At 53.5% G+C, this 25702-nt stretch carries 21 protein-coding genes; 14 read left to right on the top strand and 7 right to left on the bottom strand.

All coding sequences use genetic code 11. The features are described from left to right. Positions 1 to 46: 46 nt before the first annotated feature. Positions 47 to 1516, bottom strand: a complete 1470-nt coding sequence (locus F556_RS0103010; RefSeq protein ID WP_020615415.1) for an aminotransferase class I/II-fold pyridoxal phosphate-dependent enzyme — start codon at positions 1514 to 1516, stop codon at positions 47 to 49. 171 nt (positions 1517 to 1687) lie between these two features. On the opposite strand from F556_RS0103010, the gene F556_RS0103005 reads away from it, so the two are divergent. Then, complete coding sequence (locus tag F556_RS0103005; RefSeq protein WP_020615414.1) at positions 1688 to 2872, top strand: tetracycline resistance MFS efflux pump; 1185 nt, start codon at positions 1688 to 1690, stop codon at positions 2870 to 2872. Positions 2873 to 4280: 1408 nt separating this feature from the next. On the opposite strand, the gene F556_RS0103000 is transcribed toward F556_RS0103005, so the two are convergent. Beyond that, positions 4281 to 4922 carry a YktB family protein gene (locus F556_RS0103000; protein WP_020615413.1) on the bottom strand — a complete coding sequence of 214 codons (642 nt, stop codon included), beginning with the start codon at positions 4920 to 4922 and terminating at the stop codon, positions 4281 to 4283. Positions 4923 to 5304: 382 nt separating this feature from the next. On the opposite strand from F556_RS0103000, the gene F556_RS0102995 reads away from it, so the two are divergent. Both F556_RS0102995 and gndA read left to right on the top strand, forming a co-directional pair. Continuing rightward, a complete protein-coding gene (locus F556_RS0102995; RefSeq protein ID WP_020615412.1) occupies positions 5305 to 5901 on the top strand; it encodes a hypothetical protein in 597 nt (198 codons plus the stop codon). Positions 5902 to 6184: 283 nt separating this feature from the next. Then, complete coding sequence (gndA, locus tag F556_RS0102990; protein WP_020615411.1) at positions 6185 to 7594, top strand: NADP-dependent phosphogluconate dehydrogenase; 1410 nt, start codon at positions 6185 to 6187, stop codon at positions 7592 to 7594. Here the strand turns inward: gndA and F556_RS33145 are convergent. Further along, complete coding sequence (locus F556_RS33145; RefSeq protein WP_020615410.1) at positions 7578 to 7916, bottom strand: hypothetical protein; 339 nt, start codon at positions 7914 to 7916, stop codon at positions 7578 to 7580. The two genes, gndA and F556_RS33145, sit on opposite strands and share 17 nt — an antisense overlap. Before the next feature lie 173 nt (positions 7917 to 8089). Between F556_RS33145 and F556_RS33140 the strand changes: the two genes are divergently transcribed. The 6 genes from F556_RS33140 (at position 8090) to ptsP (ending at position 14967) form a co-directional block, all read left to right on the top strand. Beyond that, a complete protein-coding gene (locus F556_RS33140; protein WP_020615409.1) occupies positions 8090 to 8650 on the top strand; it encodes a shikimate kinase in 561 nt (186 codons plus the stop codon). Between the two features lie 18 nt (positions 8651 to 8668). Next, complete coding sequence (gene aroA, locus F556_RS0102975; RefSeq protein WP_020615408.1) at positions 8669 to 9964, top strand: 3-phosphoshikimate 1-carboxyvinyltransferase; 1296 nt, start codon at positions 8669 to 8671, stop codon at positions 9962 to 9964. Positions 9965 to 9991: 27 nt separating this feature from the next. After that, positions 9992 to 10438 carry a CoA-binding protein gene (locus F556_RS0102970; protein ID WP_020615407.1) on the top strand — a complete coding sequence of 149 codons (447 nt, stop codon included), beginning with the start codon at positions 9992 to 9994 and terminating at the stop codon, positions 10436 to 10438. 85 nt (positions 10439 to 10523) lie between these two features. Further along, on the top strand, positions 10524 to 11186 hold the full coding sequence (locus F556_RS0102965) for a hypothetical protein (protein ID WP_020615406.1): 663 nt from the start codon (positions 10524 to 10526) through the stop codon (positions 11184 to 11186). Between the two features lie 128 nt (positions 11187 to 11314). Next, positions 11315 to 13195 (top strand): glucose PTS transporter subunit IIA, encoded by a 1881-nt coding sequence (locus F556_RS0102960; RefSeq protein WP_026297071.1) that lies wholly within the window; start codon positions 11315 to 11317, stop codon positions 13193 to 13195. Between the two features lie 2 nt (positions 13196 to 13197). After that, positions 13198 to 14967 carry a phosphoenolpyruvate--protein phosphotransferase gene (ptsP, locus tag F556_RS0102955; protein WP_040715758.1) on the top strand — a complete coding sequence of 590 codons (1770 nt, stop codon included), beginning with the start codon at positions 13198 to 13200 and terminating at the stop codon, positions 14965 to 14967. Here the strand turns inward: ptsP and F556_RS0102950 are convergent. Next, positions 14964 to 15488, bottom strand: coding sequence for a type 1 glutamine amidotransferase domain-containing protein (locus tag F556_RS0102950; protein ID WP_020615403.1), 525 nt, complete (start codon positions 15486 to 15488; stop codon positions 14964 to 14966). The genes ptsP and F556_RS0102950 overlap by 4 nt on opposite strands. Before the next feature lie 63 nt (positions 15489 to 15551). Between F556_RS0102950 and F556_RS0102945 the strand changes: the two genes are divergently transcribed. The 4 genes from F556_RS0102945 (at position 15552) to F556_RS0102930 (ending at position 18579) form a co-directional block, all read left to right on the top strand. Continuing rightward, the gene (locus F556_RS0102945; RefSeq protein WP_020615402.1) at positions 15552 to 15977 is read left to right on the top strand and encodes a VanZ family protein; all 426 of its coding nucleotides are present in this window, start codon (positions 15552 to 15554) and stop codon (positions 15975 to 15977) included. A gap of 106 nt (positions 15978 to 16083) precedes the next feature. Further along, entirely contained in the window at positions 16084 to 16497 is a 414-nt protein-coding gene (locus tag F556_RS0102940; protein ID WP_020615401.1) for a hypothetical protein, read from the top strand. 214 nt (positions 16498 to 16711) lie between these two features. Next, positions 16712 to 17716, top strand: a complete 1005-nt coding sequence (gene ccpA, locus F556_RS0102935) for a catabolite control protein A (protein WP_020615400.1) — start codon at positions 16712 to 16714, stop codon at positions 17714 to 17716. 173 nt (positions 17717 to 17889) lie between these two features. Continuing rightward, positions 17890 to 18579 carry a 5'-methylthioadenosine/adenosylhomocysteine nucleosidase gene (locus tag F556_RS0102930; RefSeq protein ID WP_020615399.1) on the top strand — a complete coding sequence of 230 codons (690 nt, stop codon included), beginning with the start codon at positions 17890 to 17892 and terminating at the stop codon, positions 18577 to 18579. A gap of 78 nt (positions 18580 to 18657) precedes the next feature. Here the strand turns inward: F556_RS0102930 and F556_RS0102925 are convergent, their stop codons facing one another. Together F556_RS0102925 and F556_RS0102920 are read right to left on the bottom strand one after the other, a co-directional pair. Beyond that, positions 18658 to 19839, bottom strand: a complete 1182-nt coding sequence (locus F556_RS0102925; RefSeq protein WP_020615398.1) for an acetoin utilization protein AcuC — start codon at positions 19837 to 19839, stop codon at positions 18658 to 18660. A 52-nt stretch (positions 19840 to 19891) separates the two neighbouring features. Continuing rightward, positions 19892 to 20524, bottom strand: a complete 633-nt coding sequence (locus F556_RS0102920) for a GNAT family N-acetyltransferase (protein ID WP_020615397.1) — start codon at positions 20522 to 20524, stop codon at positions 19892 to 19894. A gap of 207 nt (positions 20525 to 20731) precedes the next feature. On the opposite strand from F556_RS0102920, the gene acsA reads away from it, so the two are divergent. After that, positions 20732 to 22459, top strand: a complete 1728-nt coding sequence (gene acsA, locus F556_RS0102915) for an acetate--CoA ligase (RefSeq protein WP_020615396.1) — start codon at positions 20732 to 20734, stop codon at positions 22457 to 22459. Between the two features lie 69 nt (positions 22460 to 22528). Here the strand turns inward: acsA and F556_RS0102910 are convergent, their stop codons facing one another. Beyond that, positions 22529 to 25672, bottom strand: a complete 3144-nt coding sequence (locus F556_RS0102910; RefSeq protein ID WP_020615395.1) for a transglycosylase domain-containing protein — start codon at positions 25670 to 25672, stop codon at positions 22529 to 22531. Positions 25673 to 25702: the final 30 nt, after the last annotated feature.

The raw sequence follows: 25702 nt of genomic DNA, 5'->3' as shown, positions 1-25702 counted from the left end.
CAGGCAGCCCTTCTGGGCTGCCTGTTTTTAATACGGTTAAGTATCTTTAGAAAATCGCGGTTTCCTCTACAATCACTTTTACAAATTCAATGCTGCGATCCTCAGGACCTTTGACCGGCAGGCCCACCTCAACATGCTCGACAATGTAATCGATATTCTCCTGTGAGATGACCTCTCCAGGCAGCAGAATCGGAATGCCGGGTGGATAGACATAGATAAATTCGGCAATAATGCGTCCTGCAGACGCCTTGAACGGAATGACCTCTGTCTCAGCGTAGAAGGCGTCGCGCGGGGTCAGGGAGAGCTGAGGAATTTCCGGGATTTTGACGATCAGCTCGTGTGCCTCGCGTTTCTGATAAGTCTGGCCAGACAGATCACGCAATGCGGTCAACAGAGTCTCAATCGGTTCGGCGTTATCGCCAGGAGTGACGAGACAGAGAATGTTGTACATATCGCTCAGTTCAATTTCAATATTGTAATGATCGCGCAGCCAGTTCTCGATTTCATAACCGGTCACGCCCAGATGCCTCACATGAATCGTCAGCTTGGTCGGATCATAGTCGTACGTAGCCTCGTCCCCAAGAATTTCTTCACCGATGCAATAGAGTCCGGGAATCTTGTTGATTTCTGTGCGGGCGTGTGTCGCCAACCGAATGGCTTCTGAGGCAAGCGCCTTGCCGTTCAGTGCCAGATGGCGGCGGGATGTATCCAGCGAACCTAGCAGCAGGTAAGAGGTCGATGTCGTAGTCAGCATACTGATAATGGTCTGTACGCGCTGCGGGTTGATGCGACCCTTGCGTACATTCAGAATGGAACTCTGCGTCATGGAGCCGCCTAGCTTGTGTACGCTGGTTGCTGCCATATCGGCTCCGGCTTGCATAGCAGACATGGGCAGATCTTCATGAAAATGAATCAGTACGCCGTGCGCCTCGTCGACCAGGACGGGAATATCGTAACTGTGGACGACATCAACAATTTCCTTGAGATTGGCGCACACGCCAAAATAGGTAGGATTGATCACCACAACCGCCTTGGCGTCTGGGTGCCGCTCCAGCGCACGCCGGACAGAGCGGGTCGTAATGCCGTGGTCAATCCCCAGGTTGGCATCCCGGGCTGGTGAGATGAAGACGGGCCGGGCGCCAGCAAAAATAATAGCCGACATAATGGACTTATGCACGTTGCGCGGGACAATGATTTTGTCGCCAGGGGCACAGACGGTCAGAATCATCGTCATGATGGCGCCGCTTGTCCCTTGTACAGAAAAATACGTATAGTCAGAGCCAAAAGCATCTGCTGCAAGCCGCTGCGCTTCCTCAATGACGCCAGTCGGCTGATGCAGGTCATCCAATGGCGCAATATTAATCAAGTCGATAGAGAGCGCATTATCGCCAATAAACTCGCGAAATTCGGGATCACTGCCGGCTCCTTTTTTATGGCCAGGAATATGAAATTGAACAGGATTCTGCTGCGCATGCTGGCGCAGTGCGGTGAACAGCGGGGTGCGATTATGATCCATCGCGGCATCACCCACCTTTCGTGTAGTGGTACAAACTAGGATGAGTATAGCAAAAACGGCGGGGAATGCAAGCTTTGTCCCTTGTTTGGCGGTCGGGGATTGTTCTTCATTTGTCCATATCCATGAGTTTGGCGGTTATGGTACGATATTCGGGTGGAGGGACGCATAATCATGAACAAACCATTAGCCATCGTCATGCTCACGTTGATGACGACCTTTATCGGCTTCGGAATCATTATTCCGGTCATGCCCGAGTTGATCAAACGGGTTGACTCTGAGGCGTTAGCCTTGCATACGGGACTGTTATTGTCCATTTACTCTGCTGTGTCTTTTGTCATGTCTCCGTTATGGGGGGCGCTCTCGGACCGGATCGGCCGCCGGCCCATTATTTTAATCGGGATTTTGGGATTTGCGGCTAGCTTTTTAATTTTCGGCCTGGGTGCACACAATTTAACAATGATGTACATATCCCGAGTTCTGGGCGGCTTATTCTCCGGCGCGGTGACATCCGTCATTGTTGCTTATGTGGCCGATGTGACCACGCCGGAGGAGCGCACCAAAGGTATGGGGCTGGTGGGCATGTCCATTGGTTTGGGCTTTACCATTGGTCCTGGCGTCGGCGGGTTACTCAGTCAGGTATCGCTGGAAACGCCATTTTTTGCAGCTTCGGGACTGGCGCTCCTCACGTTCTTCCTCGCCTGGAGCCAGCTCAAGGAGTCGCTGGCACCGGAGCGTCGGCGTCAGGCCACAGAGGCGCGGCCTTCACGCTGGACAGCCTTCCAGGGCTCGCTGCGTTATTTGTATCTGCTCGCGCTGTTCGTCGCGTTGTCACTGGCGGGGCTGGAAGCGACGCTGCAGTTGTTCGGCATGGAACGCTTCGAGGTGACGCCGGGACAGGTCGGCATGATGTTTTTCGTCTGCGGCTTGGTCGGTGCTCTGGTACAGGGCGGTGTCGTCAGACGGTACATTCGTCCAGGGGACGAGCCCAAGTTCATTGTCGCCGGGCTGATTTTCTCTGCTTCCGGATTTTTGCTGCTGCTTACCTCTCATTCCTTGTGGACGGCAACGGTGTATCTGTCGATTTTCGGTATCGGCAACGCGCTTATTCGTCCCTGCGTCACTTCCTTGATTACCCAGAAGACAACCTTAGGCCAAGGGGTGGCCTCGGGTCTCAGCTCGTCCATGGACAGCCTCGGCCGCATTATCGGACCGCTGGGTGGCGCACTGCTCTTCGGTATTAATCTGCAACTGCCCTATGTTGTCGGCGGGTTGCTATGTCTGGGGGCGTTGCTGCTCTTGGTTCGGTTCATTACTCTGGATCGTCAGCGCACCGGCAGCGAAGCACTGCACAGATAGTTCCAAATTAACGCATGATATAAGAAACTCTTCCCTCGCGTAGTAAAGGCGGCGGGAAGAGTTTTTTTGTGGTATGAGATGACTGCCCAAGACGTAATCGATGTACCCGGCAGCGAGATTGAGATGAGCAATAAGTTTCGTTGGAGCGCGTGGCTGGATGTGTGCGGTGGATGCAAGGCAAAACTTTCGCTGGATCGCTACCCACCACCGTGCCGTAGTCGCCTCTAAGTAAACTTCCATACTTGCAGCTCCCCTCGAAGCCTTCCTTAGCCGATCTAAGTAAACTTTTTATACTTGCAGTCCCCCGTCGAAGCCTTCCTTAGCCGCGCTAAGTAAATTTTTTATACTTGCTCTCCCGTCGAAGCTGTCTTTAGCCGCTCTAAGTAAACATTCTGTACTTGCAACCACCACTAGGGCGGTCTTCGGCCACTCTAAGTAAATTTTCTATACTTACAGTACCCCTCAGAGCCGTCTTAAGCTGCTTTTACTGGGTGTCCACTTTTCAATGTACATTCAAAACTTTCGTTGGAGCGCCTGGCCGTGTGCGTGCGGGGGCTGTAAGGCAAAACTTTCGTTGGAGCGCCTGACCAGGTGTGTGCGTGGGCTGTAAGGCAAAAAACTTTCGTTGGAGCGCCTGACCATGTGCGGTGCGGGAGCTGTGAGGCAAAAAACTTTCGTTGGAGCGCCTGACCGTGTGCGTGCGGGAGCTGTAAGGCAAAAAACTTTCGTTGGAGCGCCTGACCATGTGCGGTGCGGGAGCTGTGAGGCAAAAAACTTTCGTTGGAGCGCCTGACCGTGTGCGTGCGGGAGCTGTAAGGCAAAAAACTTTCGTTGGAGCGCCTGACCATGTGCGGTGCGGGAGCTGTAGGGCAAGAAACTTTCGTTGGAGCACCTGACCGTGTGTGTGCGTGGGCTGTAAGGCAAAAAACTTTCGTTGGAGCGCCTGACCATGTGCGTGCGGGAGCTGTAAGGCAAAAAACTTTCGTTGGAGCGCCTGACCGTGTGCGTGCGGGTGCTGTAAGGCAAAAAACTTTCGTTGGAGCGCCTGACCATGTGCGGTGCGGGTGCTGTAAGGCAAGAAACTTTCGTTGGAGCGCCTGACCAGGTGCGTGCGGGGGCTGTAAGGCAAAAAACTTTCGTTGGAGCGTCTGGCCGGTGCGTGTGGTGGTTCGCCTGACCGTGTGCGTGCGAGAGTTGTTGGTTAAATGGCCACGCCGTCAAACGACGACGTAGCCAGTTCACCTTGTTGGGGAAGTGAGCAGCCCTGGGGATGGTCGGCAGCCGCCCATTTAACTCCATATTAGGGGAACCTCCCTGTACCTCTTGCATGCAGATAAACCCGGTTCCGGCGTAGCCAACAGTTAGAGCAGCAAGACCTGTCAGCACCACACCTATACTATCTCACTTCTTAACGCACCAGCCGGTATAGCGGCAATAGTGTTGTAAAGGTCTGCTCAATGGTGGATAGCAGCTGTTCGCCGTCCCGCAGCAAGGGGTCTTCGCGATCGATAACCAAGCCGCATAGCAGCTCTGCTGACTTAACTGTCTTCAGCCGCTCCAGGAGCGCCTTCAGCTCTTTGGCACTGAGGTCGCTGTGCAGCGTCCCGCCGGGCTCCGTATGGTCGCCCGACCAGGTGAAGTGAGCAGGGATCTGCTTGCGGAGTTCACTGACCCGTTTCAGGGCTTGGTCGGCAAATGTCAGCTTGCCAGTCGCTTCGTAGATAAGTGCGAACTGAACAAACAGGTGCGACTCAAACAATCCAATTTGAAAATGCGGATGGGCTTTGTAGCCTCTTTTGTTGTTGGCATAGGCGACCCAGGTGTCCTTGGGCGGATGAACGGTCCGGCGGGCGTGCTTGGCCACGTGGGGGTACATTTCTTCGCCGCACAATACCGACAGCATAGGGGAGAGTTGGTGGCCAAGCTCATGCAGCTTGGGCCGGACCCTCTCGATCAGCGCTTCCATCCGGGGCTCGAGTCCGGGAATCGCGAATACGTCAAAATCTTCGGGCGCGAAGCCCGGAAATGTAGTTTGGGCACTAGATGACAAATTGAATCCTCCTTAAAGTTTTCCGAAGGAAAACTCACTTCGGAAGCATGGGCTTAAGTTTTCCGAAGGAAAACTCACTTCGGAAGCATGGGCTTAAGTTTTCCGAAGGAAAACTCCTTCGAAAGCATGGGCTTAAAGTTTTCCGAAGGCAAACTCGGGACATTTTAAGGATTATACCACAGAACACATCGCGCTGTGGCGGGCTTGTTCGCAACTTTTGGACAGGGGTTTGCGTTAATTAAAGTAGACGCCTGTCCCTTGACAGAGGTTGCTTTTAAAATTAGTCAATAAACCAAGTTGCCAGAACATATATTGAAGTATAAGATAGGATTAGAAACAAATTATCAGAACATTTAAACAATTGGTCCGGGGAGGGATAGCCGTGAATAAAAGCTATGAAGTTGAATACTGCAACCTGGAGCTCCGCTTTGACCGGCGGCAGATCCAGCATCTGATTCGGGACTTGATCCAGGAAGGCTATTCTCTCTATTGGAGCGAGACGGAGAACATGCTGCTCATCTCCATTCGCACCGGTCGCAAGCTGGTGAAGCTCAGATTCCAGCGGGTACGCAACCGGTTCAAAATTATTGGCGACTACACCATCAAGGATGAGAAGTTGTCCCTTCTGATTGAGAAGCTAATCAATGATTCACGTGGGCACGCTGTCGTCAAGCGGATTAGAGACCGTCAGATCGTCATTGAGAATATTATGTTTGGCGAAATTATACGACTGGTGGAGGTGTCGGGGATGGAGCACAAAATAATCTACCAACGCAAACCGTTCGTTACGACAGAGGAAATGATCCAGGCTTTTCAGTCCAAACGGGCAGAGCAGCGGGTACCGGTGCTTCGCTATGAACTGGATTATGAGTTAATGTCCCTTCATGAAGCGTTGGAAGCGGGAGCCGAGGAGGCGATCCAGGCCTGCAAGGAGAAGCTCGCCATCCTGCGGGCGGAGATGCTGCAGCTGGAGCTTTGATAAACGGTCAGGAAAGGGTGTCACAGCTATGCTCAGCAAGACATAAGGATGCTCCCCGGATTAAGCGCGGGAAGCATCCTTTTTTTGATATTTATTCGAAATCCCCTGTTCCAGATCCGACACGAATCGACCGAAAAGCCTGCAAAACCAAGCGCTCGCATCAAATTTCATCATAAACGGTTTTCATCCGGCCATAAAAAGAGTAAAATAGCATTACTGTGTGTCGTTTCATAAGCAGTCTGGTGTTCACTATACTATATAGAAAAGGGATGGAACCAAACCAATGTCAAAACAGCAAATTGGCGTTATCGGAATGGCTGTAATGGGGAAAAATCTGGCACTTAACATCGAGAGCAGAGGATTCACGGTGTCGGTCTACAACCGCTCCAGAGAAAAAACGGACGATCTTCTGAAGGAAGCCCCAGACAAAAACCTTGTGGGAACCTTCACGATTGAAGAGTTTGTCCAATCGCTGGAAACGCCGCGCAAAATCCTGATCATGGTTCAAGCTGGCAAAGGAACAGATGCTACGATTGATCAGCTCGTGCCGCTTCTCGATGAGGGCGACATTATTATCGACGGCGGCAACGCTTATTTCCCGGATACCCAGCGCCGCAGCAAAGAGTTGGAAGCCAAAGGCTTCCGCTTCATCGGCACCGGCGTATCGGGCGGCGAAGAAGGCGCTCTGAAAGGCCCTTCAATCATGCCAGGCGGTCAAGAATCAGCTTACAAGCTGGTTGAACCGATCCTCACAGCCATCTCAGCCAAAGTTAACGGCGATCCTTGCTGTACCTATATTGGACCTGACGGTGCCGGCCATTACGTAAAAATGGTTCATAACGGTATCGAATACGGCGATATGCAGCTCATCTGCGAAGCGTACCATCTGCTGAAAAATGTACTGGGCGTAAGCACGCAAGAGTTGCATGAGATCTTTACAGACTGGAATAAAGGCGAACTCGACAGCTACCTGATCGAGATCACGGCGGATATTTTCTCCAAATACGATCCAGAAACCAACCAACCGATGGTTGACGTGATCTTGGACTCCGCTGGCCAAAAAGGAACCGGCAAATGGACAAGCCAAAGCTCGCTGGATCTGGGCGTGCCATTGTCCATCATTACCGAATCCGTATTCTCCCGCTTCCTCTCCGCGATGAAGGAAGAGCGCGTAGCAGCGAGCAAGCTGCTTCAGGGTCCGGCCCCACAAGAGTTCACAGGGGACAAGCAAGCGTTCATCGAAGCTGTACGCAAAGCACTGTACGCGAGCAAAATCTGTTCGTACGCTCAAGGCTTCGCGCAAATGCGCGCTGCTTCCGACGAGTACGGCTGGGATCTGCGCTACGGCGACATCGCAATGATCTTCCGTGGCGGCTGCATTATCCGTGCCGGCTTCCTGCAGAACATCAAAGACGCGTACGATCGCGATCCAGAACTGCGCAACCTGCTGCTCGATTCCTACTTCAAGGAAATCGTCGAATCGTACCAGGGCGCATGGCGTGAAGTGGTATCGACAGCGGTCGCTTCCGGTATTCCGGTACCTGCTTTTGCAAGCGCGCTGGCCTACTACGACAGCTACCGCACTGAGCGTCTGCCAGCAAACTTGCTGCAGGCTCAACGCGATTACTTCGGCGCTCACACGTTCCAGCGTTTGGACAAAGAAGGTTCGTTCCACTTCAACTGGATGGCGTAAGCTCGGCAGTTGAATGCTGCGACCGGTCCAACGTCTGCATGCCCTGCACCGCCTCGGTGAGCAACTCGCGAAGACGAGCCAGCTCCTGCTGGCAGCTTGGCTTGCCGCGGAGGATCAGGATCGCAGCTTCGGCAAAGCAGTGAAAGGTTCTTAATAGAGGTGGCTGGCTGGAGTCAAGCATGCTTGCATCCAGCGCAGCTGCCTTTTTTTTGAGCCATTCCAAGGTCCAGACAACATCGGATCGACAGAGTGGATTAGCCGGGTGCAGTAATTGATTGAGTCGTTGTTCGCAGAGCTCGGCAGAGGATACAGGGTGAGGCATGGACAACACTCCTATAACTAGAATAATAGACTTATCTATGCATACGAATCAGATGGCCGAATTATACAAGCATGAGGATGATTGTCTGTCCTTTTGACGCTGTGGTATGATGAGGGTTGAACGCAGTCGCGCCTGTGGCGCGGCAGCACAAGGCAGAACAAGAGGTGTTATTATTGTCCAGACAGTATCATTCGATCGTCCTGGTCGGATTTATGGGAACCGGCAAGTCCTCTGTCAGCCGCTTGCTGGCCGAGCGACTTGGCTTCGCGCGCGTCGATCTTGACGAGGCGATTGAGCGCCGTGAACGCCGCACCATATCCGAGCTATTCGCCGAGCAAGGCGAAGCCGCATTTCGCGAGATTGAGAGCGAAGTGCTAAGCGAGCTTATGGCTCGGGAGAAGCGTCAGATTATCGCTACTGGTGGCGGGGCCGTCTTAAGGGAAGAAAATCGTCAGGTGATGCAGGCGAGAGGTTGGGTCGTGGCGCTCACCGCAGATGCAGAACGAATCATCGCCCGTGTGCATGCCGATACGTCAAGACCATTGCTTAAGGGTGATGTGAGAGGCCGGGTGACCGAGTTGCTGCAGACACGCAAGCATGCCTATGATTTTGCCGATCTGAAGCTCGACACGTCACGGCTTGGCGTCGCAGAGGTAGCGGAGCGAATCATCGCCGCCTGGCAGCGGCTGACACCTGAACCTGCGGACGGTCGTGGTCCGCGTGGAAATCATTAAAGAGGGGAACAATTGAACATGAAAGATGTCATCGTCACACCAACACCGAAGCTGCAAGGTGAACTGCAGGCTTTATCTTCCAAAAACTATACCACTCGTTATCTTCTGGTCGCTGCATTGGCAGAGGGCACCAGTACCATTTATTATCCCGCACATAGCGAGGACAGCGATGCCATGCGCCGCTGCATTCGTGATCTGGGCGCAACGGTTGAAGAGGATGATGAGAAAATCGTCATTACAGGCTTTGGTGCCCGCCCAACACCCAAGACCGAACTGGACGTAGGCAACGCAGGCGCTGTATTGCGGTTTCTGATGGCAATTGCCAGTCTGTCCGAAGATATAACCTTCATTAACCGTTACCCTGACTCGCTTGGCAAGCGCCCACATGATGACCTGATCGACTCGCTTGAGCAACTGGGCGTACGCATTGAGCACCAGTCTGGCAAGTTGCCGATTCGCATTCAAGGCGGAGGATTGCGCGGTGGGAAGATTACAGTTTCCGGCAATGTAAGTTCGCAGTTCCTGAGCGCGCTCCTGTTCTTGACACCGCTGCTACCAGAAGATAGTGAGATTGAAGTGCTGCATGACCTGAAATCCAAAGTTGTCGTAGGGCAGACGTTGGAGGTACTGGAGCAGGCGGGTATCGTCATTGAAGCGAGCGAGGATCTGATGTCCTACAAAGTGAAGGGCAATCAGCGTTATCTGGCCAAGGAATATGTGGTCCAGGGCGATTATCCAGGTTCGGCTGCTGTATTGGCTGCGGCAGCAGTTACCCGTTCCGACGTGACACTGCATCGTCTGGAAGAAAACAGCAAGCAAGGTGAGCGGGCGATCGTTGACGTGCTGCGCATGATGGAGGTGCCGCTGTCTCATCAGAATGGAACGGTACACGTCCTGGGGAACGGCAAGCTCAAAGCGGTTGAGTTTGACGGCGACATGGCTACCGATGCGGTACTTGCCATGGTAGCGGCTGCTGTCTTTGCCGAAGGCACTTCACGTTTCTATAATGTGGAGAACCTTCGTTACAAAGAATGTGACCGGATCACCGATTATTTGGCCGAGCTTCGCAAAGCCGGCGCCAATGTTGAAGAGCGCCAGAGTGAGATTATCGTCCATGGACGGCCGGAAGGCGTAGAAGGCGGCGTAGAGATTGATGCCCACTATGACCATCGTGTCATTATGGCACTGACTGTGGTCGGCTTAAGAGCTGAACGGCCATTGCGTATCAAGGACGCTCATCATGTAGCCAAATCCTATCCCATCTACTTTGACCATCTCAAAGCGCTTGGCGCTCAGGTGGAGTGGGTGGACTAAACTCGAGGGACAAAGGGGACGTGACCTATGGGTTATACACATCCATCGCGTGAAGAGATCAAGGCGATACTCCAACAAGCTGGGACGATTGCCGTTGTCGGCTTGTCCGATAAACCGGAGCGTACCTCGTATATGGTATCGGAAGCGATGCAGCACAAGGGCTATCGCATTATTCCGGTAAACCCGGCGGCCTCTGGAACCATTCTGGGGGAGACGTGTTATGCTTCGCTTGCAGACGTGCCTGTACCGGTAGATATCGTTAATGTGTTCCGCCGAAGCCAGCATACGCCTCCAATTGCAGAGGAAGCGGTCCGAATCGGTGCAAAAGCGCTGTGGCTTCAGCTTGGAGTGTACAGTGAGGAAGCGGCACAGATCGCTCGGGCGGGCGGTTTGGAGGTCGTGATGGACCGTTGTATAAAGGTAGAGGATTCGTTGCTGCTGCCTCAAGGAAAAACCAGTCCGGAGCTTGGATAAAATCCGCTCAGTTCTCCCACACTAAGAGAGGCTTTTTCGGGCTCAGCCCTGAAAAGACTATTGGATTTCTACAGGAGGACCAACCATGAACGGAATGAACCAACAAGGATATCAGGGTTTTCAAGCGAACAACCAATTCTCGAACAACCAACAGTCTAACCAGTACCAACCGTCTGGATTTGTACAATCGCATTACCAAGGCAACATCCCAACTCAAAATGCTGGTCCAGTAATCAGCCACCTGGGTTACCAAGCCAACAACCAACAGCAACAACAAGGCTACCAGCCGCAATCGTTCCAATCGAACAGTTATGCTGGTTCGCAATCGCAAAGCCAGCCTGTAATCTCCCATCTGGGCTTGTCTAACCAAAGTCAAAATCAGCCGGTGATTTCGCACCTGGGCTTGCAAGCTGGTCAAAACCAGTACAGCCAGAGCTCGCAGTTCCAACCGCAAGCTCAACAATCGCAGTTCCAACCATCGCAATTCCAAAACAATAGCTACCAACAACAACCGGTTATTTCTCATGTTGGCTTCCAAGCTGGCGCTGAGACACAAAACCCGGTTCTGCAGCATTTTACAGGTAACAGCCAGCAACAATCGGCTTACCAAGGAAACCAAGGTTACGCTCAAGCTCATACTCCGCAAAACCCTGTATACCAAGCAACAAACGCTCAGCAAAACCAAGGTCCGGTCATTAGCCACCTGGGTTACCAAGCTGGCCAACAAGGCTTCAACAACCGTTTCTAGGACGAGCTGGCATAAAGGGTAGACATATACGCCGACGGACCCGTGAGGGTCCGTCGTTTTGTTTTGACAAAATTGCCGGGAACGCTTACCATCGAGTAAGAGACAAGGGTAGAAAGGGGGCGCTGAACCTGAATGTAATGGGCAATCTGCAGCAGCTCGGACGTGCATTGATGCTGCCGATGATTGTACTGCCGGCCGCCGCTGTTTTTCTCTGTCTGGGGCAATTGCCCTGGGAGGCAATCGGTCTTCCCGGGATGAGCGGACACCTGGGCACTGCAGGCGACATGCTGTTTTTGTTCTTGCCTTATCTGTTTGCCGTCGGCGTCGCTCTGGGATTGACCAATAATGCCGGAGCCGCAGGCATGGCAGCGTTGGCGGGCATGTTTATATATACGGGAATTACGGGCTCCATGAGCGATCTCAATATTCAGCCTACCATTATGATTGGTGTGCTGATTGGCATTGTTTCCGGGTATAGCTTTGATCTGTTCAAGGAATTTCGGCTGCCCGAATCCATCCAATTTTTTGGCGGTCCCAGGTTTGTGCCTCTCTTTGTAAGTGCACTGGCCGTCATCTTTTCGATTCTGATGATCCGTATTGCTCCGTTTATTCAGGAGGGCCTCTACCAGCTAGGCGAGATTGTATCCTCTGCCGGTGGCTTTGGCGTTTTCCTGTTTGGTTTTGTTCACCGGATCCTTGCGGTATTCGGTTTACACTATCTGGTTAGCCATGTTTTCTGGTTTCAGGTAGGCGGCTATGAGACGGAGAGCGGAACGATGGTTTATGGGGATCTGGTGCGTTTCTTCGCAGGCGACCCGACGGCTGGCGTCTTCATGGCAGGATTGTATCCGACAATGATGTTTGCCCTGCCGGCGATTGCCTTTGCGATTATCCAGGAGGCAAGGGAGGATTTGAAGCCCAAGGTTCGCAAAACCTTCATGTCCGCAGCATTGGCCTCGTTCCTCACGGGTGTGACGGAGCCAATTGAATTCGCCTTTTTATTTGTGGCGCCGTATTTGTTCGTTGTGCATGCGATTCTCTCGGGTCTCGTCATGTGGCTAACCTATGAGCTTGGAATTCTGCATGGCTTCTCATTCTCGGGGGGAGCAATTGAATATATTATCAATATGCATCTCTCGACGCGGGGATGGCTGCTGCTGCCGATCGGAGTAGTGGCTGGAGTACTCTATTATATTATGTTCCGCTGGGCCATCTGGCGCTTCCGCATACCGACTCCCGGCCGCGAGGAAGGCTCGCAGCTGGATGAGTGGGCTGGCGATATCCCTTACCGGGCGCCCCTGATCCTGCAAGCCATCGGAGGCAAGGAAAACATTGTTCAGATGGAGGCCTGTATAACGCGCTTGCGGCTGAAGCTGACCAACGACCGGCTGCTGGACATTAACGCGCTGCGCAATCTCGGTGCTGCCGGGGTTATCCGTCTTGGCGGCGGCAATGTCCAGGTTGTCTTCGGTACGTACTCCGAGCTGATCCGCGAAGAGATGATGAAGACACTGCGACGCGATTTGACACAGGTGTCCTTCTCATCGCCGATGCAGGGCAAGATGATCCCGCTGGACGAAGTGCCAGACCAGATTTTTGCTGATGAGCTGGTAGGCAAGGGAGTCGCCTTCATGCCGGATCGCGGCGAGCTGGTCTCGCCCGTAGATGGCACTGTGATTCATATCTACCCGACCATGCATGCCGTCGGGATTCGTACAGCCGAAGGGCTGGAGGTGCTGCTTCATATCGGTATCGACACCTCGCAGCTGGGAGGCAAGGGATTTGCCGCTGTCGTTGAAGAAGGCGATAAGGTGAAGGCTGGACAGCTGTTGATTCGATTTGATCTGCAGAAGGTGCGCAAAGGCTGTAAATCGCTTGCGACGCCAATGGTTATTACCAATTCAGATATCGTAAGATCCTGGAGCTATGCGCCATTCAAAGGCGTCAAGAAGGGGCAGGCATCCGTCATGTCCGTTGTGCTTAAAGAGAGAAAGGGTGGGGGAGATTGACCATTATTCAAGGTATCGGGGCATCCTCAGGCATCGCCATCGGCAAATCGTTCGTGCTGCCAGGCTGGGAATGGGACCTGCCGGAGCAGAAGATCGACGTTGCTGATCTGGCCAAGGAATTCGATCGTCTCTATGAAGGCATCAAGACATCAAAGGATGAAATCGAACAGATGAAGGGAGAGCTGCGCGAAGTTGTGGGAACCGAAGAGTCCCACATCTTTGATGCACACATTGCCATCCTTGACGACCCTGTATTCATGAATGAAGTTCAGGGTATCATTCAGCGCCAGTATAAGGCAGCAGAAGTGGCAGTCAAGGAAGCCATCGACCACTTCGTCACGATGTTCGACCTGCTGGATGACGAGTATATGAAAGAGCGTGCGCTGGACATCAAGGATGTCGGGAACCGTCTGCTCAAGCATCTGCTGGGTGCTCCGGAGATTAAGCTGCCAACCGACACTCAGCCCTTTATTCTAGTGGCCAAGGAGCTCTCTCCATCCCAGCTGGCGCACCTGAACCCCAAGCATGTGCTTGGCATTGTGACCCTGGCAGGCAGCACGACCTCACATTCGGCCATCATGGCGCGGGCGCTGGGGATTCCGCTTGTCGTTGGTCTTGAGAACAAGCTGGCGGAGCCGATTCAGACGGGAGAGATGATGGTTATCGACGGGCAGAGTGGTCAAGTCATCCTGGATCCTGAAGATCAGGTCATGGAGCAATTCTCGCGGGCGCAGGAAGCCCAGTACGAAGCCAAGAACAAGCTCAAGCAGATTGCTGGCATTCGCTCGGTAACTCCCGATGGCAAAGTCATGGAGTTGGCAGCCAATATTAGCTCGCTTAAGGAGCTGGAGGTGGCGCTCCCGGTCGGTGCGCTCGGCGTCGGCCTGTTCCGCACGGAATTTCTGTATATGGACCGTCTCAGCTTTCCTGGCGAGGAGGAGCAGTACGAGGTATATCGCAGTGTAGCGGAAAAGCTTGGCGAAGACACGGTCATCATTCGGACCCTGGATATTGGCGGCGACAAGCAGCTCGACTATTTCAACATTCCGGAAGAAGAAAATCCGTTTCTTGGATACCGGGCCATCCGCATCTCGCTTGATCGGAAGGACCTGTTCAAAACCCAGGTGCGAGCTATTCTGCGGGCCAGTCGGTTTGGTCATGTGAAGATGATGTACCCGCTCATCTCTTCTGTCGAAGAGGTACGGGCGGCCAAGGCCGTTCTGGAAGAGGCGAAGCGTGAACTCGAAGCGGAAGAACTGCCTTTCAACCCGCAGCTGGAAGTTGGCGTCATGATTGAGGTGCCTGCAGCCGTTGCGATTGCCGATCTGTTGGCCGATGAGGTGGATTTCTTCAGTATCGGTACCAATGATTTGGTGCAGTTCGTGCTTGCAGTGGACCGGATGAATGACCAGATTGCTCACTTGTATGAGCCTTATCATCCAGCGGTTCTGCGGATGTTGAAGATGACAGTGGATGCGGCGAAGCGCCGTGGCATTCCGGTTGGAGTATGCGGAGAGATGGCTGGGGATACACTGGCTTTGCCGATCTGGCTCGGGCTGGATGTCGACGAGCTCAGCATGAGCGCACATGCACTTCTGCACGTCAAGGAACGGTTGCTGAATACCCGGCAAGCGGACAGCCGCGTCTTCCTGGATCGGCTCCTGGCCTGTCGAACCAGCGGTGAGATGCGAGAGCAGCTGGAGGCCTTCAGAAGCGGAGCCGGTACTCCGGTGGAGCAACCGGTCTCCGTCTGCAAGCCGCACGGCTCCTAGCGCTGTTTGAGGGCGTCTACGAAGGCTTTGGCATAAGGCGGCAGGTCTGGCGGACGCCGCGAGGAGATGAGATTGCCGTCGGTGACGACGGCCTCGTCCAGCCAGGTGGCTCCGGCATTTTCCATATCATCCCGGATTCCTGGTGTAGAGGTCACTGTGCGTCCTTCCAGGATGCGGGCAGAGATCAGGACCCAGCCGGCATGACAGATTTGTCCGATCGGTTTGCCGTCCTTGTTCATTTCCTGCACAAGCTCCAGCACCTTCGGGTAGCGTCTCAGCTTGTCCGGCGCCCAGCCGCCAGGTACGAGAATGCCATCGTAATCGCTGCTGTTCACTTCGTCAAAAGCGAGATCCGCAACTGCGGGCACACCGTACTTGCCGATATGCTTCTTGCCTTTCTCCGGCCCGGCGAACAATACCGTTGCGCCTTCCTCACGAACGCGATAGACAGGATACCATAATTCCAAATCTTCAAACTCATCATCCAACAAGCAAATCACGGATTTTCCAGTTAAAGACATCGACGTACCTCCTAATAGGGATGTATGGGTAAAACTCTATCATATTGTATCGAAGGAGATCAGATGAAGCAAACCAATCACGCACGCCGTCCCTGGCTCCGTTGGCTTCCGGCGCTGATATGGATGGGCGTTATTTTTTTGCTGTCCTCCCGTACCGGTGATCAGTTGGGCGGAATGATGCCATGGTTCCAAAAGTTTTTTCCGTTTATGACCAGCTTTGATTGGGGACATTTCGTCTCTTATTATATCTTGGCCTTGCTCATGGCTTACGCATTCGGAGTGAAGGCTGAACGTTGGAGCATCAAGGCGCTCATCGTTCTCCTGTGTGTCTTGTACGGCGTCTCCGATGAATATCACCAGTCCTTTGTCGATGGCCGAACCCCGGATGCCAAAGACGTACGCAACGACGGAATCGGCGCACTGCTGGCCATGCTGACGCTAAGCATCCCCTACATAAAGCGTAAATGGCGGCGTTTGGCAGGGAACTAAGGCATAAGTTGATGTAACAAAAAATTACAGCGGGCAACCAGCAGGAAATACGGCGAACGAGGTCGAATATTGTTGAGTATATCAATCTTTAAAGGGGTGGGCCGCTGTGGAAAAAAGCTGTCCTTGTGGCGAGACCATGTCCATGAAGCTGCGGACGGTGATTTATTCGGGCAAGGTGGAGATCGACAATGTGCCGGTCTACTCATGTGATGCATGCAGCCGCAGCGAGGTGTTTCCGGAGGTTAAGCCGGATCTTACGGGACTGATTGGTCAACTCGGCGCAAAGCCGGAGCAGCAGACGTTCCTGTTTAACGAGTGGAATGAATGGGCAGATTTGATAATGGAGCTGTATACAAGACAAAAAAGGCCAAGCAGGCAAGAGATGGACAAGCTCATCGGCGAACGTATCAACAAGTTGCTGGACTTACTGCTGCTTGCCCAAAGGCTTGGCGATGATGAGTGGATCGCCGAGGTTGAAAAACGGCTATCCCAAATCAGCCGACGCACGATGTCTACATAAGTTTAGCTGCACTTCCTACTTATACTGGCGATTGTCAAGTCAATAGCGATGCCTGCAGTTCCTGAGCCCCTAGTTCCTGACGGGGCGGGTAACATTGCGTAAAGTAATTTTTTGTCGTATCATTATTTTAATCGAGGTCCGGCCAACATGGCATTCATTCTTCCTAAATACCAGTCTATGAACCAAAAATATGAACTAAATGGAGAGAAGGAACGTGACTGTAACCATTTATGATGTAGCAAGGGAAGCGGGCGTGTCCATGGCGACGGTCTCCCGTGTGGTGAACAACAACCCGAACGTCAAACCGCAAACCCGCAAGAAAGTGTTCGAAGCTATTGAGCGTTTGGGCTATCGTCCCAATGCCGTTGCACGCGGACTGGCAAGCAAGAAGACGACTACGGTAGGCGTCGTTATCCCCGATATTTCCAACGCGATTTTTGCAGAGGTAGCGCGGGGCATTGAAGATATTGCCAACATGTACCATTACAATATCATTCTTTGTAATGCGGATAAGAAGAAAGACAAGGAAATTCGCGTCATTAATACATTGCTGGAGAAGCAAGTGGACGGGCTGCTGTTTATGGGCGGTGCCGTAACTGAAGAGCATATCATTGCCTTCAAGTCCTCCAATGTTCCGATTGTTCTGTGTGCGACCACGGATGAGCAAGCAACCATTCCGTCGGTAGACATTGATCATGAGGCAGCAGCATTCGATGCCGTCAGTTCCCTGATTGCACAAGGACACAAGAGCATCGCAATGATTAGCGGCACGCTGCAGGATCCTGCCAATGGGTATGCCCGCTTCCAGGGCTACAAACGTGCGCTTGAACAAGCGGGACAGGCTTATGACGAATCGCTGGTTCGGGTCGGGAACTACCGCTACGAATCCGGGATTGAGGCCATGAAATATTTCTTGGAAATGGATCAGAAGCCGACAGCCGTATTCGCTGCAACGGACGAGATGGCGATTGGCGCCATCCATAGCATTCAAGACTATGGTCTTAAAGTGCCGGAAGACATCTCGGTCATTAGCGTAGACAACAGCCGGATGGCATCGATGGTACGTCCACAGTTGACGACGGTGGCCCAGCCTATGTATGACATCGGCGCTGTATCCATGCGTTTGTTGACCAAGCTGATGAAGAAGGAAGCCGTTGAGGACCCGCGGGTTATTCTCCAGCATGAGTTGATCAATCGTCAATCGGTCGCCCAGGTCTAAAGGTGCAGGAGGAGCGGAGTGTAGGGAAACCTACATGAGCACCGGACTTCGAGGGTGAACGCAAGATTCGATGTCGAATCAGCTCCCTGCGTTACTTCGTGATCAGAAACGGCAAAGCTCCTTCGGGAGCTTTTTCAAATTTATAGGGTGTATAATGAACAGGAGGAAGGCAAGTGAAGATCGGAATTATCGGTGCCATGAACGAAGAGATCGAGCTGCTGCATAAAGCAGTGAAACAAGAACGTACCATTGAAAAAGCAGGCATTCAACTGCATGAAGGGCAGCTTGGAGGGAAGACCATCGTCTATGGCAAATCGGGAGTGGGCAAGGTCAATGCCGCGGTATGTACGCAAGTACTAATCGATCAAGGCGTAGATTGCGTACTGTTCACCGGAGTGGCGGGCGCCTTGGATCCAGAATTGGAAATCGGGGACATCGTCATCTCGACCAGTGCGTTGCAGCATGATATGGATGTACGCCCGCTTGGTTTCGCAAGAGGCGTCATTCCGTTTCAGGAACAATCGGATTTTCAGGCTGATGAACAGCTTGTGAGCATTGCTGAAGCAGCGGGAGCCAAGCTGTTTCCAGGTCGCTACCGCAAGGGAAAAGTGCTCTCCGGCGATCAATTCATTGCCAGTCGCGAGACCGTTAAGGAGCTGCATGAAGAGATGGGTGGCGTCTGCACGGAAATGGAGGGGGCAGCGCTGGCGCAGGTGTGCGCGATGAACGGAATTCCGTACGTGGTCATTCGTTCGATATCCGACAAAGCGGATGGCTCCGCTCATGTGAATTTTCCAGAGTTCACCGTGCAGGCGGCCGACAATTCCTTCCGCATCATTGAAGACATGGTGGAGCGCCTCTAAGGCAGCTCTCGCTGGCGACAAGCAGAGCCCCATTGCCGTTACAGGCAATGGGGCTCTCAGCCGTGAGATGGCATCCGGCTATAGGTCCTGGATCGCAATCTGCATCGTTGCGCGGTTCTGCTCCGTGATGATAGAACGACGGGGCATCGGTGTCCAGTCCGATGTATCGTCCAGCCAGGTCTCCGGAAGGCTGTCAGGACTCTCGGGCTGCCAGCGTGAACGCCAGGCGTCGGGGAGTCTGGTCGTCCAGCCTGCTGCTGCGATTTCATCCCGCAAGGGATGGTCCGTCATCTCCAGCCAGACGAGCGCCCACGCCCGTGGCACAACCCGCCAGATATCGTATCCGCCCCCGCCAACAGCCAGCCAGCGGCCGCCGGCAACCTGATGGGCAAGGCGGTGAATAGCTGCGGGCATCTCCCGGTAGATGCGCATACTGCAATGGACGTGGGACAGCGGATCGAGCGCATGGGCGTCACAACCATGCTGACTGATAATAATATCCGGCTTGAAGGCGGCGGCTACCCGCTCAATGCTCTGGCCAAAGCACTCCAGCCAGGACTCGTCCTCTGTATAAGGCTCTACAGGCAAATTAAAGCAGGCGCCGAAACCTTCCGCATTGCCGCGTTCATGGACATAACCGGTTCCCGGGAATAGGAACTTGCCGGTCTCGTGAATGGAGTACGTACATACCTCGGGGTCATTATAGAATGCCCACTGGACCCCGTCTCCGTGATGGACGTCTGTATCGATGTAGAGCACGCGAGCATTATACTGGCGCCGTAGCCAGGCGATGGCGATCGCCGCATCATTATAGACACAGAAGCCTGCTCCCCGATCTGGGAACGCATGATGCAGTCCTCCGGCCATATGGAAGGCATGCTGCGTGCGGCCCTGCATAATCAACTCAGCGGCGTGTACGGATCCTCCCGCAATACAGGCGGCAGCCTCATGCATCCCAGGAAAACACGGGGTATCCTCCGTCTGCAGCCCATACTGTTGGGCTTGACTGTACCAGCGCTGCTGCGGTTCCGGGACGCTGAGCTGTCGAACAGCATCAATATAATCAGGCCGATGGAGCAAACTCAGCAGCTCATCATCCGCCGGGGCAGGGAGTACGATCTGCTGGTCTTGCAGGGCTGAAGACGCTCTCAAAAGATCGATCGTCAGCTCCAGCCGCACAGGATTAAACGGATGGTGATCATTGAACCGGTAGCGCATCGCGTCCGGGTGATGCACAAGTACGGCATTGGCCGTTTTCATCGCTTGGCGTCCTCCTTATCTATAGATCAGCCACTTATTGGGCCGCAATCTTCTAATACATAAACCGCTGGCGGAAGCGGACGCGATCAAAAGCTTCTACGGATGCCAACGGGACTTCCTTGCCTATGCGAACCATAAGGCAGTTAGCAGGATGAGAACAAATCTCCGGGTCGTCGGTCGCGAACCAGACCATATCAACGGATTTCATCAACTGCTCCATCATTTTGCGGTAATCCCATACGTTCAGGCCGCTGCTCTCCAGATCCCAGTGCCAGTAATATTCAGTCGTATAGACAATCATATTCTCCAGTTGTTCCCCTTCGAAGGCGGTGCGGATCATCCGCTTGCCAAGTCCGAGCGCACGATAGGCATTAGCTACCTCCACGGCACCTAGCTCAACTAGATCTTCCATTGCCGCTTCCGACCAGCGCTCCATCTCGTCGGGATAATGAAACGTGACGTAACCGACAATGAGGCTGCCGCTGCGGGCGACAATAATTCTGCCCTCCGGTAGTTCAGCTATCTCGACCAGCGCTTCGTGCTGCTCACGGGGTCTGCGGAAGGCGTCCAGATCGGGATGCATGTCCCATGTGGCCAAGCGTTCCGGCTCGACAGGACCTTCGACAACCAGCTCTTCTTCTCCGTTCATGAAGGTGTGGCGGTGTATAATCTTGCGATGCTCCAAAGCCATTCCTCCTTTCCGGCCTGTTCAGCCGCAGAGTTTCTTCTTCACTTATAACAAAAAAGCAGCGACTTGAAAACCCATGTGCGCCGCTATTAAAATGTGCTATAATAACAAATGACGATTTTTTGAAACTTTTTGACCTTAACTATCATTTGTAAGCGTATTCTAATATTCACAGGGATAGGGTACCTTGAGGAGGATTGAACAATGGAGCAAAATGAGCAGCAGGAACGCATCAAAGCGACAGCAACGAACAGTAATATGGGAAGCTATGAAGAAGCCAGGGCCAGCTTTAGTCTGGAAGCGCTGGAGCAGCAATTTTCCTGGCATGATACCGGTAAAGTCAATATGGCCTATGAGGCAATTGATCGCCATGTCGTCGAAGGCCGAGGAGATAAAGTTGCGCTGTATTACAGTGACAAGTCTCGCGATGAACAGTACACGTTCGCTCAGCTGAAGGAGCAATCCGACAAGTTCGCCAACGTGCTGCGGGGACTGGGAATAGGCAAGGGAGAGCGCGTATTCATTTTTATGCCGCGCACACCTGAGCTTTATTTCTGTCTGCTGGGCATTCTTAAGGTAGGCGCTGTCGTCGGCCCATTGTTCGAGGCGTTTATGGAGACAGCTGTGAAGGATCGCCTGCTCGACAGCGAAGCTGTGGCTATCGTCACGACGCCGTCTTTGATTGGACGCATCGCACGTGACGAACTGCCGTCACTCGCGCATACGATCGTTGTGGGCGAAGAGGTACCAGCAGGCGAGGGAATTGTAGACTACGCGGCAGCGATGTCCGAAGCTTCCTCGGAGGCGCAGATTGAATGGCTGGATCGTGAAGACGGACTCATCATTCATTATACTTCTGGCTCGACAGGCAAGCCTAAGGGTGTCTTCCATGTGCAGAACGCCATGCTCCAGCATCGGATGACAGCTAATTTTGTATTGGATCTGAAGACGGACGATATCTATTGGTGTACGGCAGATCCTGGTTGGGTCACAGGCACTTCCTATGGCATCTTCGCTCCTTGGCTGGTCGGTGCTACCAATGTCATCCGTGGCGGACGATTCAGTCCGGAAGACTGGTATGGCACCATTCAGAAATATGGCGTTACCGTATGGTACAGTGCGCCAACGGCCTTCCGCATGCTGATGGGGGCGGGCGATGATCTGGTGCGTCAATTTGATCTGTCTTCCTTGCGTCATGTGCTCAGTGTCGGCGAGCCTCTGAATCCCGAGGTCGTGCGCTGGGGGATGAAAGTCTATGGTCAGCGGATTCATGACACCTGGTGGATGACCGAGACGGGGGGGCAGCTCATCTGTAACTATCCTTCGATGGATATCAAGCCCGGGTCGATGGGCAAACCTGTCCCAGGCGTGACAGCCGCCATCATCGACGACAGTGGGCGAGAGCTCCCGCCGAACCGGATGGGCAATCTCGCGATTCGGACACCATGGCCGTCCATGATGCGCAAGATTTGGAACAACCAGCCCAAATACGAGGAATATTTCCGCTTGTCGGGCTGGTATGTGTCTGGCGATTCGGCTTATCAGGACGAAGAAGGGTACTTCTGGTTCCAGGGCCGCATTGATGATGTCATTAACACCGCTGGCGAGCGGGTGGGACCCTTCGAAGTGGAGAGTAAGCTGGTCGAGCATCCGGCGATCGCGGAGGCTGGTGTTATCGGCAAACCGGATCCGATGCGCGGTGAGATCATCAAGGCGTTTGTCGCACTACGCGAAGGCTATGAGGCGACAGAGGAGCTCAAGCAGCAGATCTACACGTTCGTGAAGGAAGGACTCTCGGCGCATGCCGCGCCGCGCGAGATTGAATTCCGCGACAAGCTGCCGAAGACGCGCAGCGGCAAGATTATGCGTCGTGTGCTCAAGGCATGGGAGCTTAACCTGCCGACAGGTGACCTCTCGACGATTGAGGACTAACCGCTATCCCGATAAAAAGCCCGGCCCTGCAGCAGTAGCTGCGGGGCCGGGCTTTCGTGTTTCTTCTGATTATTTCAATTCAACTGCTCCGGAGAACAGGGACTCTCCTTTTTCATTCACGGCAGTAACTCGGAACCAGCCGGAGCGGATAGGAGACACATACTCGAATCGAGGATCGGCCGAAGCACCGATTTTGGAAAAGGTGCCGGATCCCGTTTCACTATAATACACATTGTAGTGAACGATCTGCTGGCCGACCGGATTGGCGCTCCATGTCATCAAGACGCCTATATCTGTTGTCTGCACCCGGATGCCGGACGGTGCATCCGGGGTACTCAGACCTGGCTCCTGTTCAGCAGGTGGAGGCGTGGTCTCCGATCCCGGTGGGGTCACCGGCGTCACTGCAGGCGTCTCGGGTTCGGGATTGTTGTTGCCATTACCCGACCCGCCGCTGCTTGTGCCAGGAGGCGGGATGATGTTGCCGCTTGTACCCGCAATCAGGCTAGGCGACGATTCGTTGCCGGCAACATCGACAGCAGTAACATAGAACTCATAGTTGTTCGTGAACGAAACGCTGCTGGTGAAGCTATTGGAGCCGCCGGCAAGCAGAGAGCTGCCAGTTTTCTGGAACGAGCCTCCACCCGTCTTGCGGTACAGCCGGTAGCCTACAACGTCTCGCTCAGGACTAGGCTGGAACGTAATGGTTACATTGCCTGAGCCGTTCGCATTGGCTCTGACGCTGGATGGCGGTGATGGCGCCCTGCCGTCATCTACCCGCGGGTCAAGCTCTGATGGTGCATCCATCGATGAATCAGGAGGCAAATACGCACTCAGTGGACGCCGGCTGCTGGCAGGCATCTTGCTCTGCGCATCGGCAATCTCTTTCATCAGTTCGCCCAGCGGCTTCTTGCGCTTGATGACAATTTCCTCAAAGATGAAATCCGAAGGTGTTGTGTCATGCGCAATGTAATTCACACCGTTGTAGGTGATGAACGCCATTTTGACCAGAGCGTCTTCCGGCTCGGTAGGCAGGTATTCCTCGTTGAACCAGTCGGTGACGAGTCTTCCGAACTGACGTGTCAGGGAGGAAGGCACCTTGCCGCTTACACTGGAGACAGTTGCTTTGACCACACCATCAGGTTGGATGAACTCCTGCGTGGGGAAGAGCTCCGGTCTGGCTTCAGTCACCTGATTCATGATCTCTGTCCAGATATGACGGGCGCTCTTGCGATTCTCGCCCGTCAGCTTGTGATTAGCGCTCTTGTATCCCGACCAGACCCCCATCGTCAAGTCCGGCGTGTAGCCGACAAACCAGACATCGCCGTAGCCTTGCGTCGAACCCGTCTTGCCGGCGACCGGAATGGTACCGTATTTGTTAAAGCGCGATGTAATATCATGTCCTGTGCCGCGGCCATTTGCAATAGTCGTGCGCAGCATATCGGTCATCAGGAACGCCGTCTGCTCGGAGAAGACTCGCTCCGGCTGCAACTCGTGCTTGTAAACCAGGTTGCCATGGGCATCGGTAATTTTGCGAATCATGTAGGCATCATTGAACAATCCTTGGTTAGGGATGGAACCGTAGGCGTTGGTCAACTCTTCTACAGTCACCCCGACGCTGAGGCCGCCGATTACACCCGTCTGGGCATGCTCATCGCTCGGCTGCAAAGTCGTGATGCCCAGCTTGCGGGTAAAATCCCATGCTTCAGGAATCGTTACATCCTCCAGGAACAGCTTGAGCGCAGGGAGGTTAAGCGACCGGTCCAAGGCCTCACGGGCGGTGACCAAGCCATAAAACCGATTGTTGGAGTTCATCGGAATATGGAACCCTTTCTGTGCATCGGGCAGTACCATCGGTGCATCGTCCACGACGCCACCAGGCTGGATCTTACCACTCTCCAGCGCAGGCAGATATGCGCCAAGGGTCTTCATCGTCGAGCCTGGCTGACGTGTCATCTGGGTGGCATGGTTCATCTGCTCCAGATTAAAATCCCGACCCTCCAGCATACTCACAATAGCTCCGGTTTTATGATCAATCATGATAGCCGCTACCTGCTGGATGCCTTTCTCCTCCGTATCAACGAAGTTGTCGGCGTTGTTCCCGATCTCGCGCATCATATTATAGATCCGTTTGTCGATGGTTGTATAAATATGATAGCCACCGCGAAGCAGCTTCTGACGGTACTCCTCGACGCGGCCGGCATGCTCTGATTTTTGCAAATCCGCCTTGGTCAGTGTCGGCTCGTCTTGCAAGAGCAGGATTTCGGCAGCTTGACGCTCCGCTTCAAGCATGAGGTACGGATACGTGGCATAGGCTTTTTTGTTGGGCTTCGCCATTGTCATGCGGATGTCGAAGGCAATCGCTTCATTATATTCCTCTTGCGTGATGCGGCCTGTATCCATCATCCGGCGGAGCACCAGCTGCTGGCGGTCCATCGCGTACCCGAAGCCTTCTTCATTAAACTCGCCCCGGCTATTAAATGCGGAGTAAGCGGTCGGCCGCTGCGGTAGACCCGCCAGATAAGCTGCCTGAGCTGTATTGAGCTTGTTTAAATCAGTGATATCAAATACGCCTTTGGCTGCGGCTTTGATACCGAACAGATTGTAGCCACTAGCCCCTTTACCGAACGGCACCTTGTTCAAGTACGCAGTTAAGATTTCGGTTTTGGTCAAATACCGTTCCATACGTAAGGAAAGGAAGATTTCTTTAAACTTGCGGCTGTCGGTTACGTCAAGGCTCAAAAAAACGCGTCTCGCCAGCTGCTGAGTCAACGTACTGCCGCCTGTCTGAATATCTTCGTTGAGCAGCTTCTGCTTCACTGCACGGCCTAGGCCGTTGATGTCGACACCATAGTGTTCATTAAAGTTGTTATCCTCAATGGCCAGCACGGCATCAATCACTACCGGCGGAATTTCCTCCATCGTGACCAAGCGGCGGTCTTCTTCAGTCCGCAGCTGACCCACCGGCATACTGTCATCATTGAAGTAGACAAAGCCAGTAATGTCATTTTCATTTATTTTTTCTTCAATCTCCGCCAGTGGCCGCACCGGTTCGTCGGAAACCAACGAGGCCACATACCCGGTCACGGCGCCTCCCGCAAACAGACCGATGATCAGGCCGAAGATGATAAGCCATTTAACGGTAATAAAAGTAACCAGCCCGAACGTGCGCCAGCCGCTAGTCCGTGGGGGCGCACTCTTCTGCTCTTCAGTCATAGCTATGTACTCCTCCTCCAATATAACAGT

The organism is Paenibacillus daejeonensis DSM 15491 (assembly GCF_000378385.1).
Classification (GTDB): domain Bacteria; phylum Bacillota; class Bacilli; order Paenibacillales; family Paenibacillaceae; genus Paenibacillus_D; species Paenibacillus_D daejeonensis.
Note: the sequence above shows the minus strand (reverse complement) of the source record. Positions and strands in the feature narration are given on the sequence as shown.

What these genes read in the sequence shown, in the direction of transcription:
- F556_RS0103010 (WP_020615415.1), bottom strand. Translation starts at nt 1,516, where the DNA reads ATGGATCATAATCGCACCCCGCTGTTCACCGCACTGCGCCAGCATGCG.
- F556_RS0103005 (WP_020615414.1), top strand. Translation starts at nt 1,688, where the DNA reads ATGAACAAACCATTAGCCATCGTCATGCTCACGTTGATGACGACCTTT.
- gndA (WP_020615411.1), top strand. Translation starts at nt 6,185, where the DNA reads ATGTCAAAACAGCAAATTGGCGTTATCGGAATGGCTGTAATGGGGAAA.
- F556_RS33145 (WP_020615410.1), bottom strand. Translation starts at nt 7,916, where the DNA reads ATGCCTCACCCTGTATCCTCTGCCGAGCTCTGCGAACAACGACTCAAT.
- aroA (WP_020615408.1), top strand. Translation starts at nt 8,669, where the DNA reads ATGAAAGATGTCATCGTCACACCAACACCGAAGCTGCAAGGTGAACTG.
- F556_RS0102970 (WP_020615407.1), top strand. Translation starts at nt 9,992, where the DNA reads ATGGGTTATACACATCCATCGCGTGAAGAGATCAAGGCGATACTCCAA.
- F556_RS0102965 (WP_020615406.1), top strand. Translation starts at nt 10,524, where the DNA reads ATGAACGGAATGAACCAACAAGGATATCAGGGTTTTCAAGCGAACAAC.
- F556_RS0102950 (WP_020615403.1), bottom strand. Translation starts at nt 15,488, where the DNA reads ATGTCTTTAACTGGAAAATCCGTGATTTGCTTGTTGGATGATGAGTTT.
- F556_RS0102945 (WP_020615402.1), top strand. Translation starts at nt 15,552, where the DNA reads ATGAAGCAAACCAATCACGCACGCCGTCCCTGGCTCCGTTGGCTTCCG.
- F556_RS0102925 (WP_020615398.1), bottom strand. Translation starts at nt 19,839, where the DNA reads ATGAAAACGGCCAATGCCGTACTTGTGCATCACCCGGACGCGATGCGC.
- acsA (WP_020615396.1), top strand. Translation starts at nt 20,732, where the DNA reads ATGGAGCAAAATGAGCAGCAGGAACGCATCAAAGCGACAGCAACGAAC.
- F556_RS0102910 (WP_020615395.1), bottom strand. Translation starts at nt 25,672, where the DNA reads ATGACTGAAGAGCAGAAGAGTGCGCCCCCACGGACTAGCGGCTGGCGC.